The 18,666-nt window shown below is 73.4% G+C and carries 15 protein-coding genes; 10 read left to right on the top strand and 5 right to left on the bottom strand.

All coding sequences use genetic code 11. The features are described from left to right. The first annotated feature begins 77 nt into the window (after positions 1 to 77). Positions 78 to 563: a VanZ family protein gene (locus AF1_RS22865; RefSeq protein ID WP_067802950.1), complete on the top strand. Its 486-nt coding sequence runs from the start codon at positions 78 to 80 to the stop codon at positions 561 to 563. Here AF1_RS22865 and AF1_RS22860 read toward each other — a convergent pair. Beyond that, complete coding sequence (locus AF1_RS22860) at positions 560 to 2,071, bottom strand: nitroreductase family deazaflavin-dependent oxidoreductase (RefSeq protein ID WP_067802946.1); 1,512 nt, start codon at positions 2,069 to 2,071, stop codon at positions 560 to 562. The two genes, AF1_RS22865 and AF1_RS22860, sit on opposite strands and share 4 nt — an antisense overlap. Before the next feature lie 177 nt (positions 2,072 to 2,248). On the opposite strand from AF1_RS22860, the gene AF1_RS22855 reads away from it, so the two are divergent. The 7 genes from AF1_RS22855 to AF1_RS22825 all read left to right on the top strand — a co-directional run bounded on the left by AF1_RS22855 (position 2,249) and on the right by AF1_RS22825 (position 8,938). Next, positions 2,249 to 3,253 (top strand): Gfo/Idh/MocA family protein, encoded by a 1,005-nt coding sequence (locus AF1_RS22855; protein ID WP_067802943.1) that lies wholly within the window; start codon positions 2,249 to 2,251, stop codon positions 3,251 to 3,253. Beyond that, complete coding sequence (locus AF1_RS22850; RefSeq protein ID WP_067802941.1) at positions 3,250 to 4,101, top strand: TIM barrel protein; 852 nt, start codon at positions 3,250 to 3,252, stop codon at positions 4,099 to 4,101. Before AF1_RS22855 ends, AF1_RS22850 begins: the two co-directional genes overlap by 4 nt. Continuing rightward, positions 4,098 to 5,033 (top strand): 5-dehydro-2-deoxygluconokinase, encoded by a 936-nt coding sequence (iolC, locus tag AF1_RS22845; RefSeq protein WP_067802938.1) that lies wholly within the window; start codon positions 4,098 to 4,100, stop codon positions 5,031 to 5,033. Before AF1_RS22850 ends, iolC begins: the two co-directional genes overlap by 4 nt. Beyond that, positions 5,030 to 5,920 carry a 5-deoxy-glucuronate isomerase gene (iolB, locus tag AF1_RS22840; protein WP_067802935.1) on the top strand — a complete coding sequence of 297 codons (891 nt, stop codon included), beginning with the start codon at positions 5,030 to 5,032 and terminating at the stop codon, positions 5,918 to 5,920. The genes iolC and iolB overlap by 4 nt, the downstream gene beginning before the upstream one ends. Before the next feature lie 182 nt (positions 5,921 to 6,102). Next, positions 6,103 to 7,092, top strand: a complete 990-nt coding sequence (locus tag AF1_RS22835) for a sugar ABC transporter substrate-binding protein (protein ID WP_067802929.1) — start codon at positions 6,103 to 6,105, stop codon at positions 7,090 to 7,092. Then, positions 7,089 to 8,147: an ABC transporter permease gene (locus AF1_RS22830; protein ID WP_067802925.1), complete on the top strand. Its 1,059-nt coding sequence runs from the start codon at positions 7,089 to 7,091 to the stop codon at positions 8,145 to 8,147. The genes AF1_RS22835 and AF1_RS22830 overlap by 4 nt, the downstream gene beginning before the upstream one ends. Continuing rightward, complete coding sequence (locus AF1_RS22825) at positions 8,144 to 8,938, top strand: ATP-binding cassette domain-containing protein (protein WP_067802922.1); 795 nt, start codon at positions 8,144 to 8,146, stop codon at positions 8,936 to 8,938. Before AF1_RS22830 ends, AF1_RS22825 begins: the two co-directional genes overlap by 4 nt. Here the strand turns inward: AF1_RS22825 and AF1_RS22820 are convergent. The 4 genes from AF1_RS22820 to AF1_RS22805 all read right to left on the bottom strand — a co-directional run bounded on the left by AF1_RS22820 (position 8,920) and on the right by AF1_RS22805 (position 15,080). Continuing rightward, positions 8,920 to 12,285 (bottom strand): hypothetical protein, encoded by a 3,366-nt coding sequence (locus AF1_RS22820; protein ID WP_067802918.1) that lies wholly within the window; start codon positions 12,283 to 12,285, stop codon positions 8,920 to 8,922. The two genes, AF1_RS22825 and AF1_RS22820, sit on opposite strands and share 19 nt — an antisense overlap. A 68-nt stretch (positions 12,286 to 12,353) precedes the next feature. Then, on the bottom strand, positions 12,354 to 13,796 hold the full coding sequence (locus tag AF1_RS22815) for an aldehyde dehydrogenase (RefSeq protein WP_067802916.1): 1,443 nt from the start codon (positions 13,794 to 13,796) through the stop codon (positions 12,354 to 12,356). A gap of 176 nt (positions 13,797 to 13,972) precedes the next feature. Then, on the bottom strand, positions 13,973 to 14,401 hold the full coding sequence (locus tag AF1_RS22810) for a deaminase (protein ID WP_242609061.1): 429 nt from the start codon (positions 14,399 to 14,401) through the stop codon (positions 13,973 to 13,975). Further along, positions 14,394 to 15,080 carry a RibD family protein gene (locus tag AF1_RS22805; protein ID WP_067802913.1) on the bottom strand — a complete coding sequence of 229 codons (687 nt, stop codon included), beginning with the start codon at positions 15,078 to 15,080 and terminating at the stop codon, positions 14,394 to 14,396. The genes AF1_RS22810 and AF1_RS22805 overlap by 8 nt, the downstream gene beginning before the upstream one ends. A 107-nt stretch (positions 15,081 to 15,187) precedes the next feature. Here AF1_RS22805 and AF1_RS22800 point away from each other — a divergent pair, with 107 nt between their 5' ends. Then, entirely contained in the window at positions 15,188 to 16,315 is a 1,128-nt protein-coding gene (locus AF1_RS22800) for an exonuclease SbcCD subunit D (RefSeq protein WP_067802909.1), read from the top strand. After that, positions 16,312 to 18,666: AAA family ATPase (locus AF1_RS22795; RefSeq protein WP_067802905.1), on the top strand; the 2,355-nt coding region annotated here is incomplete at its 3' end. The genes AF1_RS22800 and AF1_RS22795, both read left to right, overlap by 4 nt.

Genomic DNA, 18,666 nt, shown 5'->3' with positions numbered 1-18,666 from the left:
TTCTCATATGGGGCATTACGGATTGCCGAAACCACGGGACCTGCATGGACGGGGGTGAAGCGGGGATCTGAGGTCAGATGTTGGTGGAGATGTGGCAGCCCGCGGCGGCGGGCGAACGAGTTCCGTGGTACGTCATCGCACTGCGCGCGGTCGTGGTGGCGATCGCGCTGGGCCTTCTCGGTGTCTTCTTCTATGTCGCGTTCAAGCTCACGCTGACGCCCGTCCATGACAAGGGCCAGGCGGGCGGGAACACAGATCCGGGCGACTCGCTCCGTTTCTACATGGACCGTCCCACTAAGGAAGCCCTCCTCCAGATAGGAGGCAACCTCGCGCTCCTGGCGCCCCTTGGCGTCCTGCTTCCCCTCGTTTGGACGACCCTACGCGGACCCATACGCCTGGCCCTGGTGACCGGTGTCCTCTCACTCACCATCGAGACCGTCCAAGGCACCCTGGTGATGGGCCGAGCCTTCGACATAGACGACGTCATCCTCAACGTGGCCGGCGTAGTGCTCGCCTACCTGCTCCTGGGCCGCCGCCTATCGAGAACCCTCCGCGGCACCTAACGAGGGGTCAGCTGAAAGACCCTCAGCTCGCGGTGTGCGCGTTCCACATAGCGGTCGTAGACGGGCCAGACGGCGGTCAGGCGGGGCCAGATCTTGGCGCGTTCCGCGTCGTCCAAGAGGTGGGCGGTGACCGGAACGCTGCGGCCCTGGAAGCTGACCTCGGCGTCAGGGTTCTTCAGCAGGTTGCCCGTCCAGGCGGGGTGCTTCTCGCGGCCGAAGTTGGAGCCGACGACGTACCAGCCGCCGTCCGGGTCCGGAAGGCAGGCGAGCGGCGTCTTGCGGGGGAGACCGCTGACGGCGCCGGTCGCGGTCAGGACGAGGCTCGGAACGAGGAGCTGGCCGAGCATGAGCCGTCCGCCGGAGACCTTGTGCAGCGTCCGGTCCACGGGCGGGACGACCTTGGGCCCCACCTTGGAGAACCATTCGGCGGCCGAGATCTGCTGGAAGACGGGGCCGAGCGTGCGCTGGACGAGGGTCGGCGCCGGCTTCTCCTTCGAGGCGAGCCACCCCACCCGGCGCGGGTTCAGATGACCGCTCTCGGCCAGCCAGCGCAGCGCGTCGGCGACGGTCTCCTCGACGGGACGCAGGGTGAGGTCCAGCGCCTCCAGGATGGGGCGGTCGTCCGTGGGGGCGAGCGTGACCATGTATTCGGCGGTGTCGCGGGTGAGCGGATAGTCGAAGTGGTGGATGCGCTTGGCCGTGTCCAGCGCCGACCCCAGCCCGAGCATGACCCGGGACGGGACGCGGACACGGCGGCACCTCACCCCCGTGAGGCGGTCGCAAAGGTCGGCGTACTGCGGCCATGTCAGGTAGTGGCCGCCGAGCACCCAGCGGCTCGGCCCTTGCCGGGCCTCGACGGAACGCGCCAACGCCTCGCCGAGATCGCGGACGTCGAGGACCGAAACCCCGCCGCCCGGAAGTGGCCACACCTTGCCGAGCGCGGCGGCGAGCCCTTCCATGAGCGCGTCCAGCCTGGGCTGGTTCGGGCCGCACACACCCCCGGGGTAGATGATCGTGACCGGCGCGCCATCAGCCTGCAGTCCGCGCACGTAATGCTCGGCCGCCAGCTTGGACCTGCCGTAGGCGGTACGGGGGTGGGCCAGAGCGTTGTGGGCGGTGATGACCGGCCCGGACGGCGGTACGAACACCGCGACGGTCGACACGTGGATCACCGGGGCCAGGCCGCGGGCGACGGCGCCGCCGACCACATTGCGGGTGCCCCGGAGGTTGGCCTCGATCAGGTCACCGGCGCCGCCGGTCACGCCGATCGCGGCGGCGGCGTGGATGGCGGCATCGCAGCCGTCGATCGCCTCGGACACGGCGTCCGCGTCCAGCATGTCGCCGGGGACGAGTTCCACGTCCTCTGCCGCGACCCCCACCGAGTGCAGGACCTTGGTTGTTTTACCGAGGTCGCGGACCAGCGCGCGCGGCCGGTGTCCGGCGTCCAGGAGGGCGCGGACGGTGTGGGAGCCGACGAACCCCGAGGCGCCGGTGACGAAGATCCGCATGGGGCAAAACTAGCGTTCGGGCACATCTGTGCGACAGCCCATCCATGTCAACCCCTTCAGAGTAGCCGCCGCGATTTCGGACATCTCCCTAACCGAAGGCGGACAGACGGCCGTTGACGCTTCTGGAACGGTCCAGCACACTCGTGTCTCACCTGACCGCCGACCGGGAGGGGATCAATGAGGATCGGACTGGCCGGCGCGGGGCGCATCGGTGCGCGCCACGCCGCCGCTCTCTGCGCACTGCCCGAGGTGGACTCCCTGGCCATCGCCGACGCGGACGCCGCCCGCGCCCGCGACCTCGCCGCCCGGCTGCCCTCGCGGGGACGGGCACTGGACACCGTCGGCGAGCTCTTCACCGCCGAGCTGGACGGACTGGTCGTCGCGGCGGCGACCGACGCGCACGCGGACCTGGTGGGACGGGCCATCGCCGCCCGTATTCCCGTCTTCTGCGAGAAACCGCTCGCCTCCGACCTTGATGGAACGTTCCAGACCGTGGCCGCGGCGGCCTCCACCGGCGTCCCGGTGCAGGTCGGATTCCAGCGCCGGTTCGACGCCGGAAACGCGGCGGCCCGCGAGGCCCTCGCGTCCGGGCGGCTGGGATGGCTGCACACCGTCCGGTCGTGCAGCTTCGACCCGTCCCCGCCGCCCGCCGCGTACGTCCCGTCGTCCGGCGGGCTTTTTCGTGACTGCGTCATCCACGACCTGGACCTCATCCGGTTCGTCACCGGACGCGAGGTCGTCCGGGTGATGGCCTCGGGCGCCAACCGCGGCGACGACTTCTTCCGCGAGTACGGCGACATCGACACCGGGTCGGCGCTGCTCGTCCTGGACGACGGGACACTGGGAGTCGTCTCCGCCACCCGCTACAACGCCGCGGGGTACGACGCAAGACTGGAACTGTTCGGGTCCAAGGACAGCGTCGTCACCGGCCTGGACGCCAAGACGCCCGCCACCCCGCTACCCGAACGGGACGCCGAACCGAGGCCCGCCTACAGCGGCTTCATGGAGCGCTTCTCCGACGCCTACGACGCCGAACTCCAGGCGTTCGTGGACGTGGCGGCGGGCCGCCGCGCCAACCCGTGCCCGCCGGAGGAGGCCCTGGAGGCGTTCTATCTCGCCGAGGCCTGCGAGCTGTCCATGCGGCAGGGCCGGATCGTCGGCACCGAGGAGGTGCGCCGATGAGGGTCGCGGGCGCGCCGATCTCGTGGGGCGTGTGCGAGGTGCCCGGCTGGGGCCACCAGATGGAGCCGGGGCGCGTCCTCGGCGAGATGCGCGACCTCGGCCTCGCCGCCACGGAGCTGGGCCCGGCCGGTTTCCTGCCCGCCGCCGCGCGGGCCCGGAGCGCGTTACTGGCGTCCTACGGTCTCGGTCTCGTGGGGGCGTTCGTCCCGGTCGTCCTGCATGATCCGGACTACGACCCGATGCCGGAGATCGACCGGGCCATGGACGCCGTCGAGGGCGTTCTCGTCCTGGCCGCCGCCACCGGCCTCGACGGCTACGACACGCGGCCCGTCCTGGACACGGAGGCGTGGTCCGCGCTGCTGGCGAACCTCGACGCGATCACCGCGCGGGCGGCGGCGCGCGGGCGGCCGGTCACGCTGCATCCGCACGTCGGGACGGTCGTGGAACGCCGCGACGAGGTCGAGCGGGTGCTGGACGGTTGCAGCGTCCCGCTGTGCCTCGACACCGGTCATCTCCTGGTCGGCGGCACCGATCCGGTATGGCTGGCACATTTCGCGGCACCGCGCATAACGCACGTCCACCTGAAGGACGTCGACGCGGGGCTGGCCCAACAGGTGCTGGACGGTGAAGTCACCTACACGCACGCGGTGCGGGACGGCCTTTACCGGCCGCTGGGGAACGGTGACATTGACATCCCCGGCATTATCCGCACCCTGGAGGGCGCAGGGTACGAAGGCTGGTACGTGATGGAGCAGGACACCGTCCTGGCAGGCGAGCCCGCAGCGGGCGAAGGGCCGTACGACGATGTCCGCAGAAGCCTCGGCTTCCTCTCCGGGATGTCCCGATGACGTTCGACCTCATCACGATGGGACGGGTGAGCGTCGACGTCTATCCGAATCAGGTGGGCGTCCCGCTGGAGGACGTCGAGTCGTTCGGCAAGTATCTCGGCGGGAGCCCCACCAACGTCGCCGTGGCGGCGGCCAGGTACGGCCGCAGCGCCGCCGTCATCACCCGTACCGGCGACGACCCCTTCGGCCGGTTCGTCCACAAGGCGCTCCAGAGGTACGGCGTGGACGACCGCTACGTCACGGCCGTTCCCGGTCTGCCGACACCGCTCGCCTTCTGCGAGATCTTCCCGCCGGACGATTTCCCGCTGTACTTCTACCGCTATCCCAAGGCGCCCGACCTGGAGATCCGGCCGCATGAGCTGGACTTGGAAGCGATCCGTGAGGCCCGCATCGTCTGGGCCACCGTCACGGGCCTCTCCCAAGAGCCCAGCCGTGGAGCCACCCTGACCGCGCTCACCGAACACCCCGGACAGACCGTCATCGACCTCGACTACAGGCCGATGCTGTGGGACGACCCCGAAGAGGCCCCGCACTGGGCCGGCCTCGCGCTGGAACAGGCGGCAGTCGCGGTCGGCAACCTGGACGAGTGCGCGGTCGCGGTGGGGGAGCGGGAGCCGCGCGCCGCCGCCCGCGCCCTCCTCGAACGCGGCCCGGAACTGGCCATCGTGAAGATGGGCCCGGAGGGCGTCCTCGCCGCGACGGCCGGGGAGACGGTGGAGGTGCCGCCGGTCAAGGTCGACGTCGTCAACGGGCTCGGCGCCGGGGACGCGTTCGGCGGCGCCGTCTGCCACGGCCTCCTGTCCGGCTGGGACCTGCGGCGCCTCGTCGAGTTCGCGGGCGCCGCCGGCGCGATCGTCGCGTCCCGCATCGCCTGCTCGGACGCGATGCCCGCGCAAGACGAGGTCGAAGCACTCCTCAAGGAGCCGCGATGAGGTACCACCTGCCCGCCGGCAGCGCCGCGGAAGGCCCGTACGGCGTCGTCGTCACCCCCGAGTCGGCCGGGTGGGCGCACTCCGCGCTGCGCGTCCTCGATCTTCCGGACGGCGGTGAGCACACGTTCGGCACGGGTGAGTTCGAGATGATCGTGCTGCCGCTGGCCGGGTCGTGCGCGGTGCAGTGCGATGGGTCGCGGTTCGAGCTGGAAGGCCGCGCCGACGTGTTCAGCCGCGTCAGCGACTTCGCCTACGTGCCGCGCGACGCGCGGGTGACGGTGCGGGGACGCGGCCGGTTCGCGCTGGCCGGCGCCCGCTGCGAGGGACGCCGGGAGCCGCGCTACGGCCCCGCCGGAAGGGTTCCGGTGGAACTCCGCGGCGCCGGCGCGGCGAGCCGGCAGGTCAACAACTTCGGGACGCCCGAGGGGTTCCCGTTCGCCGAGAAGCTGATCGCGTGCGAGGTGCTCACGCCGGGCGGCTGCTGGTCGTCCTTCCCGCCGCACAAGCACGATGAGGAGGCGCCCGGCGAGGCCGTCCTGGAGGAGATCTACTACTTCGAGGCCGCCCGGGGCGGCATGGGCTACCAGCGCGTCTACGGCTCGCCCGGACGCCCCATCGACGTGCTCGCGGAGGTCCGCAGCGGAGACGTCGTCCTGATCCCGCACGGCTGGCACGGCCCGTCGATGGCGCCGCCGGGCACCGACCTGTACTACCTCAACGTGATGGCCGGGCCGTCCCCGGAACGGGCCTGGCGGATCCGCGACGATCCCGCCCACGCCTGGATCCGCGACACCTGGAAGGACCAGCCCGCCGACCCGCGCCTGCCCCTGACGTCGCCGGAGGGACGCCCGCAGGCCGATGGCGCGGACGAGGGTCATCCACATTGAGAGACCCCCGTGGCAGGCGCCCCCGCCGGTGCGGCATGGTGGGACATTCCGATCATGGAGGTGCCGGTGCCGGACCGCGGCAGGAGGCTCGTGCCCGTTGTGGGGGATATCGGCGAGCATGCCGTCACCATCTGTGATCAACTCCTCAGACCGACCATTCGGGGAGAAACGGAGTGCAGCCGATGAGAGGCGTTTTCACGCGCGGGTCGTCCAGGGGGCTGGCGGTCCTGGCGGCCGCGGGTCTGCTGGCACTGAGCGCCTGCAGCAGCTCGGGCGGCAAGAAGTCCGAGGAGGCGCCGCAGGGCGCCGGGCCCCGGCTGAAGATCGCGATGGTGACCCACTCGGGTGCCGGCGACACGTTCTGGGACATCGTGCAGAAGGGCGCCAAGGCCGCGGCCGCCAAGGACAACGTCGAGTTCCTCTACTCGGCGGACCCGGACGGCGGCAAGCAGGCCCAGCTCGTCCAGGCCGCGATCGACAAGAAGGTCGACGGCATCATCGTCACGCTCGCCAAGCCGGACGCGATGAAGGACGTCCTGGCCCGCGCCGCCGCCGCGAAGATCCCGGTGGTGTCGATCAACTCGGGGGCGGAGGAGTCGGCGAAGCTCGGCGCGCTCGCCCACTTCGGGCAGGACGAGTCCATCGCCGGCGAGGCGGCCGGCACCGAGCTGGGGAAGATCGGCGCGAAGAAGGCGCTGTGCGTCGTCCACGAGCAGGGCAACGTCGGCCTTGAGGCCCGCTGCGCCGGGGCGAAGAAGACGTTCGGCGGCGACCTGGAGAACCTGTTCGTCCAGGGCACGAACATGCCGGACGTCAAGTCGTCCATCACGGCGAAGCTCCAGTCCGACAAGGGCATCGACGGCATCCTGACGCTCGGCGCGCCGTTCGCGGCGACCGCCGTGGACGCCGTCAAGGAGACCGGCGGCAAGGCCAGGATCGGCACGTTCGATCTGAACAAGGACCTGATCGCCTCGCTCAAGGCGGGCTCGATCGAGTTCGCCGTCGACCAGCAGCCCTACCTGCAGGGGTACGAGGCCGTCGACCAGCTGTGGCTGCTGAAGAACAACGGCAACGTCCTCGGCGGCGGCCGTCCGGTGCTGACCGGGCCCGCGGTCGTCACCAAGGAGAACGCCGGCGACCTGGAGGCGTTCGCGGACCGGGGGACGCGATGACCCACGCGGTGGCGCAGCCGCCGGTGGCCGATCCCGGCTCCGACGAGCGCCTGGCCCGGCGGTCGCCGCTGCGGCGGCTGCTGGGCCGGCCGGAGCTGGGCGCGCTGCTCGGCGCCGTCGCGCTGTTCGTGTTCTTCTCGATCGTCGCGGACGCTTTCCTGCGCGCCGGGTCGTTCTCCACCGTCCTGTACGCGAGCTCCACGTTCGGGATCATGGCGGTCGGGGTGTCGCTGCTGATGATCGGCGGCGAGTTCGACCTGTCCGCCGGGGTGATGGTGACGTCCTCGGCGCTGATCGCCGCGCTGACCGCCTACCAGTTCACGCTGAACGTGTGGGCGGGCGTGGTGATCTCGCTCGTGCTGACGCTGGCGCTCGGCGTGGTGAACGGCGTGCTGTACGTCAGGACGCGGCTGCCGAGCTTCATCATCACGCTGGCCACGTTCTTCATGCTCGCCGGGCTGAACCTCGGCGTGACGAAGGCGCTCACCGGCAACGTCGCCAGCGACTCCGTCCGCGACATGGACGGCTTCGGCACCGCCCGCGCGATCTTCGCCTCGGACGTCGGCGTGCTGGGCGTCCAGGTCAAGATCACCGTGTTCTGGTGGCTGCTGTTCGTCGCGCTCGCGACCTGGCTCCTGCTGCGCACCCGGCTCGGCAACTGGATCTTCGCGGTGGGCGGCTCCGCCGACAGCGCCCGCGCGGTCGGCGTGCCGGTCGCCCGCGTCAAGATCGGCCTGTTCATGGGGGTCGCGTTCTGCGCCTGGTTCTCCGGGATGCACCTGGTGTTCGCGTTCGCGACCGTCCAGTCCGGGGAGGGCGTCGGCAACGAGTTCCTCTACATCATCTGCGCGGTCATCGGCGGCTGCCTGCTGACCGGCGGCTACGGGTCGGCGATCGGCGCGGCGATCGGCGCGTTCATCTTCGGCATGACCAGCAAGGGCATCGTGTACGCGGAGTGGAATCCCGACTGGTTCCGGTTCTTCCTCGGCGCGATGCTGCTGATCGCGACCGTCGTCAACCTGATCGTGCGGCGCAGGGTGGAGCGGTCGTCATGACGGGCACGCCGCTGATCAGGCTGACGGGCGCCGGCAAGAACTACGGCAACATCATCGCGCTGCGCGAGGTGGACCTGGAGGTCTCCGCGGGCGAGGTCACGTGCGTGCTGGGCGACAACGGGGCGGGCAAGTCCACCCTCATCAAGATCATCGCCGGGCTGCACCGGCACGACACCGGCACCTATGAGGTCCAGGGGGAGCAGGTCGCGTTCGGCTCCCCCCGCGAGGCGCTCGACCGGGGCATCGCGACCGTCTACCAGGACCTCGCCGTCGTCCCGCTGATGCCGGTCTGGCGGAACTTCTTCCTCGGCTCGGAGAGGCGCAAGGGCTTCGGCCGCCTGGACGTCGGGTTCATGCGGAAGACGACCCACGGCGAACTGGCCGCGATGGGGATCGACCTGCGGGACGTCGACCAGCCCATCGGAACGCTGTCGGGCGGCGAACGGCAGTGCGTGGCGATCGCCCGCGCCGTCTACTTCGGCGCCAAGGCCCTCGTCCTGGACGAGCCCACGGCGGCCCTCGGCGTGAAGCAGGCCGGGGTGGTGCTGCGCTACATCGTCCAGGCACGGGAGCGGGGGCTCGCGGTCGTCTTCATCACCCACAACCCGCACCACGCCTACCCGGTCGGGGACCGTTTCCTGATCCTCAACCGGGGCCGGAGCATCGGCTACCACACCAAGGACGAGGTCACCCGCGACGAGCTGACCGGCCTCATGGCGGGCGGCGGCGAACTGGAGGAACTGGCCCACGAACTGGAAGAGGCGACCGGGGCTCACTCGCCGGCCGAATAGATTCCGTGCGCCGTGAACGCCACGTCCGGCACCGGGTGGGCCCGCAGGCCGCGCAGGAGGTCCCGCCACCGCGGCGGCCAGCCCGCGCGCGGGCCGTGCCGCTCGGTGAGCGCGCACGCGAACAGGCCGCCCGCCAGGTCGCCGCGCCGCGCGAGCCGCGCCGCGTGCGGATGGACGCCGTCCGCCTCCGGGAGGCCGGACCGGGCGGCGCCGTACGGGCTCAAGCCGTACGGGCTCGGGGGATGCGGGCCGCCCGCGAGGGCCGCGGCGACCCGCTGGACGGCCGGGATGGGGGCGTCCGCGCACGCGTCGGCCAGCGCGTCCACGGCCGCGTCCACGGCCGCGCCGTCCCAGTGCAGCGTCGCGGCCGACAGTTCGCGTGCGAGCCGCACCGGAAGCCGTGCCGTGACGGCCCGCAGAACGGGGCCGGCGGCGGCGCGCCGGCTCGCGGCCGTGGTCCGGAGCGCCTCGGCCAGAGCCGCCAGCCGCTGCGCCGCGGGCAGGTCCCGCTCGGCCTCGGCGTTCGCCCCGTCACCGGCCGCGGCGAGGGTCGCGGCGGCCTCGCCCAGTTCGCCGGTCCCCCTGCCGCCGACGGCACAGCCGACCAGTGCGGACAGGGCGGTGCGCCAGCGCCGCGTCTCCGCCAGGTCGGTGAGGACGTCCGCCAGCAGCGCCGGGATCTCCGGCGCCCACCGCGCCCACCGGCCGAGCGCGGACAGCGCGGGATCGGACGCCTCCGGGTCGGGGGAGCGCGCCACCCGCACGACCAGCGCGGCGTAGTCGGCCCGGAACCCGTCCTCGATCTCGTACGGCCACGCGCCGAGCACCTGGCGGGCGAGGTCACGGGGACCCTGCGCCGCCTCGGTGAGGATCCGCCGCGCGACCGGGTCGGCCACGTGCGGCCGGACGGCCGACACGAGCGCCGCCCGGACGTCGCGGTGCTGGCCCGGGTCGTCCCACGCCTCGGCGACGGTGTGCATCGCCTCCGGCGCCCGGGTGCGGAGCAGGATCCGCAGCGCCTCCTTGCGCGCGGTGATCCTGCCGCCCGCGAGGACCGGGCGCAGCAGCGCCGGCAGCGCCGACGGCCGGACGAACCGCGCCGCGCGTCCCGCCGCGTAGACGGCCACGTGCGCGTCGTCGGACGAGGCGTGCGCGAGCAGATCGGGCAGGACGTCGTGCGGCCGGGCCGTCCACGGCGCGGCGGTCAGCGCCATCCGGCGCAGGTACGCCTCATCCGACCGCAGGTAGGGGCGCAGCCGGGCGGCGTCCACGCCGGGAACGGCCGCGATCGCCGTGACCGCGCGCCCCCGGTCGGCGTCCGGGAGCCGCCGGTCGTTCGCGACCCGCTCCAGGAGCCGCAGATAGGCGTCGTGCTGCCGGGCCGTCCAGCCCCGCGTCCAGCGCGGGTCGAGCCGCGGGACGTAGGTGACGTCGGCGCGCCGGAACCGCCCGGCGGGCGTGGGGCCGGACAGGACGAGGTGAAGGAGATCGGTGCGCTCGGTGGCGATGGCGGCGAGCACGGCGTGGACCGCGACCGCCGACGGGTCCTTGGCGACGATGCGCCCGACCCGTTCCCCGCGCGTCGCCGGCGGCTCCAGCCACCGGGTGATCGCCTCGCGGATCACACCGTCCTCGCGGGCGTCCAGGGCCTTTTCCAGCGCGTCCTGAAGCGCCGGGACGCCGTGGGCGCGGCGGCCCAGCGCCCGGACGAGCAGCAGCGCGAGCCCGTGGTCGTCGCGCCGCGCGCCCTCGTCGAGCAGCGGGGCGAGCCACGCGGCGAGCCGGTGCTCCTGCCCGTGCCGCAGGACGTGGTCCAGCCGGCCGAGGGGGACCTGGTCCAGCCGGCCGATCAGCCGGCTCAGCAGCCCGATTCCGGACACGGTCAGCTCGGCGTCGTCGCGTGCCGCGCCCTGCTCGGCGAACAGGCAGGCGATCTGGACGAGCGCCAGGTGGGTCGCGGGGGAGGAGTCGCGGGCGTTCAGCGCGTCCTCGGTGAGCCGCTCGACGGCCGCGGTGTGCCCGGCCCGCAGCACCGTGGCCGGGACGGACACCAGTGCCCGCAGCGCGGCGGCCCGCACCGGGTCCTGCTCGTTGCGCAGCCGCCCGAGGGATTCGAGCAGCGCGGTCAGCACGGCCGGGTCGCGCTCGCGTCCGGCGCACTGGACGAGCAGCGTGTACCCGGCGGCGCGCTCGTCGGCGTCGGGGCGGCGGATCAGCTCCTCCAGGACGGGCCGGGCCTCCTCCAACGGCAGGAACGCCGAGACGGCCCGCGCCCGCCGCGGCCGGTCGGCGACCGCGCGCAGCGTCAGCATCCGGCGCGCCTCCCGGACCCGCACCGCGCGCGGCAGGACGTCCGGCAGCGCGTCCCCGAGGTCCGCGGTGGTCAGGTCGACACCGGCCATCGCCGCGTCGAACAGCTCGCCGCGCCGGCCCGGCGGGACGGCCTTCAGCAGCAGGAGCAGCGCGTGCTCGTCCTCCCGGACGGCGCGGGCGGTGCGGGCGAGCGCGTCCCCGCCGAGGCGGACGAGCCGGTGGCGCATCGAGCGGCGGCGCACCAGCGAGGGCAGCGTCGGCCGGCATCCGTCCGACAGGAGCAGCCGCAGCGTCCGCTCCGGTTCGGCGTCGAGGAGCGTGCCGATCCAGGGCCTTATCGCCTGCGGCAGGTCGCCGGCGTGCCAGTGGTCCTCCAGGAGGGCGAGGACACGTCCCGGGTCGTGCGGCAGTGCCGCCGCGACGCCCGGCCCGTTCCAGTCCCACCAGGAGTTCAGCGTGCCCGGGGCCTGCGCGCCGAGTTCCCGTTCCGCCTGTTCCAGGAACGCCGCGGGGTGGGCGCGGCCGAGCGCGTGCGGGTTCGGGACGGCGTGCGCCAGCTCGCCGATGCGCTCCGCCGCGTGCTCATGCGTGCAGGCCGGCAGCAGGCGGGCGGCCTCGTCGGCGCCCCAACGCAGCGCGACCGGCCCGACGAGCGCGTCGGCCAGCTCCCCGCGCCGGTGCCGGCGGATCGCCCGGTACGTCGCCGCCCGGATCGCCGGCGGGGCGTCCAGCAGGCCCGCCGCCAGCGGCTGCGGCGCGGGCGCGTACCGCACCGCCAGCCGGGTCGCCCGCAGCGCCAGCGCCGCGTCGGGATCGGCCGCCGCCGCGAGGATGTGCGCGATCGACGCCTCGTCCCGCACGACGGACGCGACGAACAGCGCGATCGACCGCTCGTAGTGCCCGCGTCCGCCGAGATCGGCCAGCAGCGCGGCCAGTTCCCGCCCGCCCGCGGCGTTCCGCAGCTCCACCAGGCGGCGGACACGGGCGGGGTGAGGCAGGGGCTCGATCTCGGCGAGCAGATCATCGGCGCGCATGGGGCGCATCGTGCCGGATCACTCGTCCGGATTCATCCGCTTTTCTTCATCCGGCGCGGGGCCGGGGATCAGGCGGGCGGGGCGGGGCGGGGGATGGACTTGTGCTCCAGGTAGGCCGTCAGGCCCTCGGGGCCGAGTTCGCGGCCCATGCCGCTGTTCTTGTAGCCGCCGAAGGGGGTGTTCGGGTCGAGGGTGTACATGTTGACGCCGCAGCTTCCGGTGCGGATGCGGCGGGCGACCTCGATGCCGTGGTCGACGTCGGACGTCCAGACCGAGCCGCCGAGGCCGTAGTCGCTGTCGTTGGCGATCTTGATGGCGTCGGCCTCGTCGTCGTAGGGGATGAGGACGAGCACCGGGCCGAAGATCTCCTCGCGGGCGATGCGCATGTCGTTGCCGACGTCGCCGAACACGGTCGGCGCGACGTACCAGCCGCGGTCGTGCGGGCGGTTCAGCCCGCCGGTGATCACCTTGGCGCCCTCGTCCTGGCCGATCCGGACGTAGTTCTCGACGCGTTCCTGCTGCCGCCGGGTGACCAGCGGGCCGATCTCGGTGCCGTAGTCGGCGGGGTCGCCGACGGCCAGCCCGCCGACCATCGCCGCGAGCGCGTCGGCGACCTCGTCGTAGCGGCGGCGGGAGGCGAGGATGCGGGTCTGCGCGGCGCACGCCTCCCCGTTGTTCATCAGCGAGGCGAGCTTGAAGCCCTCGATGGTGGACGCCAGGTCCGCGTCGTCCAGGATGATCGCCGCGGACTTGCCGCCGAGCTCCAGGGTGACCCGCTTGAGCTGCTCGCCGCAGACCGCGCCGATCTTGCGCCCGGCGGCGGTGGAGCCGGTGAAGGACACCTTGTCCACGTCGGGGTGCGCGACCAGGTGGGCGCCGACCTCACGGCCGGCCGGGACGACGTTGACCACGCCGTCGGGGATGCCCGCCTCCTTGATCCACTCGGCGAGCAGGTAGGAGTCGAGCGGGGTCTCCGGGGACGGCTTGGCCACCACCGTGCAGCCGGCGATCAGCGCGGGCGCGAGCTTGAGCATCAGCGTGAACTGCGGGACGTTCCACGGGACGATCGCCGCGACGACGCCCACCGGCTCCTGGGTGACCGTGACCGGCCCCAGCATGCCCTGCCGCTGCTCCTCCCACGTGTAGGTGCCGGCGAGGTCCACGTAGTACTGCAGCACCATCTGCGGGATCGCGGCCTGCCCGAACACCGAGAACATGATCGGCGAGCCCATTTCGGCGGTGACGAGGTCGGCCATCTCCTGCTGCCGCTCGGCGTAGATGGCCGACAGCCGCCCGACGATCTCGGCGCGCTCGGCGGGCGTCATCCGCGGCCAGGGCCCCTCGTCGAACGCGCGCCGCGCCGCCGCGACCGCCGCGTCGATGTCGCCCTCGGTGCCCTCGGGCACCCGTCCGACGACCTCCTCGGTGTGCGGGGAGATGACGTCGATCGTGCCGGTTCCGGCCGGGGCGGCCCACTCACCGCCGATGAACAGCCGATCGTGCTCGCGCATGCTGCTGTGCCTCCCTGCCCGACGGGCCGAATTCGCGTAACCGAATGCTTGCTTGGCCCAGCATCGCATGGGCGCCCCGTGCCTTGGCAAGAGCAATGAGACTCGGGTCTCACCCATCGTCCGATAACCGGGACATGGCCGAGACCGACCGTCACCGGTGAGTTTCATGCCTCGGGTCAGAGGAGGTGGGCGTTGGGGGCGCGGGCTCGGAGGGCCAGTTCCGGAAGTTCCAGCAGGGTCATGCCGGCCGCTTCGAGGAGTTCGGCGCCGGTGCCCTCGGCGAACAGCCGGGGTTCGCGCCAGGCGAAGACGACGCGGCGGGCGCCGGAGGCGATGATCAGCTCGGCGCAGGGGCGGGGACGGGACGCGCGGTGCCCGCAGGGCTCCAGGGAGCTGTAGACGGTCGCGCCGGTGAGGTCTGCGGTGGTCTTGGCCAGCGCGGCCTCCTCGGCGTGGTCGTGCGGGTCGTTCTCGCGGGAGAAGCCGCGCGCGATCTCGCGTCCGTCCGCGCCGACGATGACCGCGCCGACGGAGAACGCGGTATCGGACGGCGGGCACAGTTCCGCCAGGTCGCAGGCCAGTTCCAGCCAGCCGAGGTCATCCACGCCCAGCCCCGGCCAGGTAGCGGAGCAGGACCAGGTCACCGATGCGGGTGACCTCTTCCAGGCGCATCGGGCGGCCGGGCGACTGCGGGAACGCCCCCGGCCGGACGAAACGCGGCGCCGCGGGGTCGCCGATGAAGAACGGGGCGACCACGAGCTGCAGTTCGTCGACGGCGTCGGCCGTCAGGAAGAGGGTGTGGACGGCGCCGCCGCCCTCGACCATCAGCCGCCGGACGCCGCGGGACGCGAGGTCGCCGAGCACCGCGGGGAGGGCGAGCGGGTCGCCCGCGTCGATGACGTCGGCCAGGCCGTCCAGCCGCGCCGACAGCCCGGCGGCGGTGGGGGACGGCGCGTACACCAGCTTCGGCGCCTCCCCCGTGGTGAAGAAACGGGCGCCCGGATCCAGGTCGCCGCTCCAGGTCAGGGTGACCTTGGTCAGGTCGGCGGGCAGCCCGCGGGCCGCCCGCTGCGCACGGCGTGCGGCGGAACGGATCAGCAGCCGGGGGTTGTCGGCCCGCACGGTTCCGGCGCCGACCAGGATCGCGTCGCAGCCGGCGCGCACCGCGTCGACCCGGTCGAAGTCGGCCGGGCTGGACAGCCGCAGCCGCTGCGGGGCCGCGTCGTCGATGTAGCCGTCGGCGGACATCGCGCAGCTCAGCAGCACATAGGGACGGTCGCTCACGCCGTCACCCTACGGGAGCCCCGCCGGTGCGGCATTCAAGATCGTTTGGGGCGGCTCGGCGTTTCTGTGCCGGATGTGCCGCAGGGGGCGCCTATGGTTGCCGGGACATGCGAATCCTGCACACCTCCGACTGGCATCTCGGCAGATCGTTCCACCGTGAGGACCTGCTGGCCGCGCAGGCGGCGTTCGTCGACCACCTGGTCGAGACCGTCACGGCGGAGCGGGTCGAGTGCGTGCTGATCTCCGGGGACGTCTACGACCGGGCGCTGCCCGCCGTGGACGCGGTGAAGCTGTGCAACGAGGCGTTGGAGCGGCTCGCCGAACGCACCCGCGTGGTGCTGATCGCGGGCAACCACGACTCGGCGCGCCGCCTCGGGTTCGGGTCGTCGCTGATGGACAAGGCGGGTGTGCACGTCCGCACCGACTTCGCGACCGTGGGGGAACCCGTCATCGTCGGTGATGCGGCCGTCTACGGCATCCCGTATCTGGAGCCCGAACTCGTCCGCCACCCGTGGGATCTGGACGAGCGCAGCCACGCCGCCGCACTGACCGAGGCCATGCGCCGTGTCCGGGAGGACGCCGCCCGCCGCCCCGGGCGCTCGGTCGTGCTGGCGCACGCGTTCGTCACGGGCGGGCGGTCGAGCGAGAGCGAGCGCGACATCTCGGTCGGCGGGTCCGCGCAGGTGGCGGCGTCGGTGTTCGAGGGCGTCGACTACGCGGCGCTCGGGCACCTGCACGGCGCCTGGCGCATCACCGACCGCGTCCGCTACTCGGGCTCGCCGCTCGCGTACTCGTTCTCCGAGGAGCGGCACGTCAAGGGCTCCTGGCTGGTCGACCTGCGCGCCGGCGGAGTCGAGGCGGAGTTCGTCGAGGCGCCCGTGCCGCGCCGGCTCGCGCGGCTGCGCGGCAGCATCGACGACCTGCTGACCGGCGCGTCCTACGACGAGTTCGAGGACCGCTGGCTCCAGATCACGCTCACCGACGCGCGGCGGCCGCCAGCCGCGATGGAACGGCTGCGCCGCCGCTTCCCGCACACGCTCGTCCTCGGCTTCGACCCCGAGGGCGGCGGGACCGGCGACGCCCGCACCTGGTCCGAACGCGTCCGCGAACGCTCCGAGCTGGACATCGCGGGCGACTTCGTCGCCGAGGTCACCGACGGTCCCGCCACCGCCTCCGAGCGCGCCCTCCTGCACGAGGCGTTCGAGGACTGCCGCCGGAAGGAGGCCCTCGTTTGAGACTGCACCGGCTGGAGGTCAGCGCGTTCGGGCCGTTCTCGGGCACCGAGGTCATCGACTTCGACGCGCTGTCGGACGCCGGGCTGTTCCTCATCCAGGGCCGGACGGGCGCGGGCAAGACGTCCGTCCTGGACGCGGTGTGCTTCGCGCTCTACGGCCAGGTCCCCGGGGTGCGGAACGCGGTGAAGGGGCTGCGGAGCGATCACGCGCCGCCCGGCACCGGGCCGCGCGTGGTGCTGGAGACGACGATCCGGGGCCGCAGGCTCCGCATCACGCGGTCGCCGGCGTGGGAGCGGCCGAAGCTGCGCGGCTCCGGGACGACGACCGAGCACGCCAAGGTCGTCCTTGAGGAACTCGAACACGGCGAGTGGACCGGCCTCACCACGCGGCTGGACGAGGCGGGCGACCTGGTGTCGCGGATGCTCGGCATGAACGCCGTGCAGTTCTGCCAGGTCGCGCTGCTGCCGCAGGGCGAGTTCGCCGGGTTCCTGCGCGCCGGGGCGGACGAGCGCCGCCGGGTGCTGGAGCGGCTGTTCGCGACGGAGGTGTTCACGCAGGTCGAAAAGTGGCTGGCCGACCGGCGCGCCGCGACCGGACGGCAGGCCGCCGAACTGGACGGCGCGGCGGCCTCGATCGCCGACCGGATCGCCGAGGCGACCGGGGCCCGGCCGCCGCGCGGGGACCGTCCGGCCGTCCCGCCCCCGCGCCGGGGGGAACCGGTCGTGGAGCCGTTCGCCGAGGTCGATGCGCTGCCCGCGTGGGCCGCGGAACTGGCCGGCGCGCACGAGGACCTCCGTGCGGTGGCCGAAGAACTGCGCGACGGTGCCGCGGCGGCGCTGCGGACCGCCCGCGAGGCATGGGAGGACGCGAAGGGGCTCGCCGACCGGCGGCGCCGCCACGCCGAGGCCCTCGCCCGGCGCGACGCCCTGGCCGGGCACGCCGGGGAGAAGTCGCGGATCGCGTCCCGCCTCTACGCCGCGGAACGCGCCCGCGGGGCCGCCCCGCTGGTGAGGGACGTGCAGGCCCGGCATGCCGAGGCGGTGCGGGCGCGCCGCTGGGCCGAGGAGACCCGCGCCGAGGTCGCCGCGCTGCTGCCGCCGAAGGCGCCGGAGGACGTCCTCGCCAAGGCCGAACGCGACCGCCGGAACGAGGTCGCGATGCTGGAGGGCAAGCGCGCCACCGCCGCCCGGCTCGGCGACATCGAACGGGAACGCGCGGAACTGGCGGACGGCCTGCGGCGGCTCGAACCGCGGGACGCCCGGCTCGCCGCCGCGCTGGCGGAACTCCCCGGTGTCGTGGAGGCCCGCCGCGCCGAACTGGACGAGGCCGCCGTCGCGGCGGCGGCACGTCCCGGAGCGGAGGCCGCCGTCCGGGAGGCGACCCGCCGCCTCGCCGCCGCGCGCCGCCGCGACGAGGTGGAGCGGCTGCTCGCCACCGCCGAGGACGCGCGGCGCGCGGCGATCGACGCCGCGCAGCAGGCCCGCGACCGCGCGCAGGAACTGCGGCAGGCCCGCCTGGACGGGATGGCCGCCGTCCTCGCCGACGACCTGAAGGACGGCGAACCCTGCCGGGTCTGCGGCGCCACCGAGCATCCCGCGCCCGTCGCGTCGCCGGCCGTCGTCCCGGCCGAGGACGAGATCGACCGCGCCCAGGCCGCCTACGAGCAGGCGCAGGCCCGGCGTGAGCAGCGCACCGGCGAGGTCCGGGCGCTGCGCTCCGAACGCGACGGCCTTGTGAAGGACGTCGAAGACCTGACCGCCGAGGCGCTCGCCGCGGACCTCGCCGCGGCCGAGGCGGCGCGCGAAACCGCGAAGACCCGGGCGGCGGACGCCGAACGGCTGAAAGCCGTCCTGGACCGGCGCGAACGCGAACTCGAAGCGGTCCGCGCCGAGCGCGACCAGGTCTCCCGCGACCTCACCCGGAACCGCACCCGGGACAAGGAGCTCGACGCCGAGCAGGCCCGGCTCCGCGCCGAGTTGGACGCGGCGCGCGGCGACGCCCCGACCCTCGAAGACCGCATCGCCCGCCTCACCGGGGAGGCGGACGCGCTCGCGAACGCCGTGGAGGCGCTGCGCGTCCTGGCCCGCGCCGACGAGGAACTGGCCGCCGCCCGCGCCAAGGCGAGAAAAGAGGCCGGGGAACAGGGCTTCGACACGCCCGAGCAGGTCCTCGAAGCCGAGCTCTCCGAGGAGGAGCAGGGCGTCCTGCGCGACAAGATCCGCGTGTGGGACGACCAGGAGGCCGAGGTCCGCGCCCTGCTGGGCGACCCGGCGCTGGTCGCGGCGGCCGCCGAACCGGCCCCCGACCTGGCCGCCCTGCGGGCGGCGGCCGACGCGGCGGACGCGGTGCAC

The organism is Actinomadura formosensis NBRC 14204 (genome assembly GCF_001552155.1).
Classification (GTDB): domain Bacteria; phylum Actinomycetota; class Actinomycetes; order Streptosporangiales; family Streptosporangiaceae; genus Spirillospora; species Spirillospora formosensis.
The sequence above is the reverse complement of the archived record's forward strand: the minus strand, read 5'-3'. Positions and strand labels throughout refer to the sequence as shown.

Excerpts from the sequence above, each read along its gene's own strand:
- AF1_RS22865 (WP_067802950.1), top strand. The coding sequence starts at position 78 with ATGTTGGTGGAGATGTGGCAGCCCGCGGCGGCGGGCGAACGAGTTCCG.
- AF1_RS22860 (WP_067802946.1), bottom strand. The coding sequence starts at position 2,071 with ATGCGGATCTTCGTCACCGGCGCCTCGGGGTTCGTCGGCTCCCACACC.
- AF1_RS22855 (WP_067802943.1), top strand. The coding sequence starts at position 2,249 with ATGAGGATCGGACTGGCCGGCGCGGGGCGCATCGGTGCGCGCCACGCC.
- AF1_RS22850 (WP_067802941.1), top strand. The coding sequence starts at position 3,250 with ATGAGGGTCGCGGGCGCGCCGATCTCGTGGGGCGTGTGCGAGGTGCCC.
- iolC (WP_067802938.1), top strand. The coding sequence starts at position 4,098 with ATGACGTTCGACCTCATCACGATGGGACGGGTGAGCGTCGACGTCTAT.
- iolB (WP_067802935.1), top strand. The coding sequence starts at position 5,030 with ATGAGGTACCACCTGCCCGCCGGCAGCGCCGCGGAAGGCCCGTACGGC.
- AF1_RS22835 (WP_067802929.1), top strand. The coding sequence starts at position 6,103 with ATGAGAGGCGTTTTCACGCGCGGGTCGTCCAGGGGGCTGGCGGTCCTG.
- AF1_RS22830 (WP_067802925.1), top strand. The coding sequence starts at position 7,089 with ATGACCCACGCGGTGGCGCAGCCGCCGGTGGCCGATCCCGGCTCCGAC.
- AF1_RS22825 (WP_067802922.1), top strand. The coding sequence starts at position 8,144 with ATGACGGGCACGCCGCTGATCAGGCTGACGGGCGCCGGCAAGAACTAC.
- AF1_RS22820 (WP_067802918.1), bottom strand. The coding sequence starts at position 12,285 with ATGCGCGCCGATGATCTGCTCGCCGAGATCGAGCCCCTGCCTCACCCC.
- AF1_RS22815 (WP_067802916.1), bottom strand. The coding sequence starts at position 13,796 with ATGCGCGAGCACGATCGGCTGTTCATCGGCGGTGAGTGGGCCGCCCCG.
- AF1_RS22800 (WP_067802909.1), top strand. The coding sequence starts at position 15,188 with ATGCGAATCCTGCACACCTCCGACTGGCATCTCGGCAGATCGTTCCAC.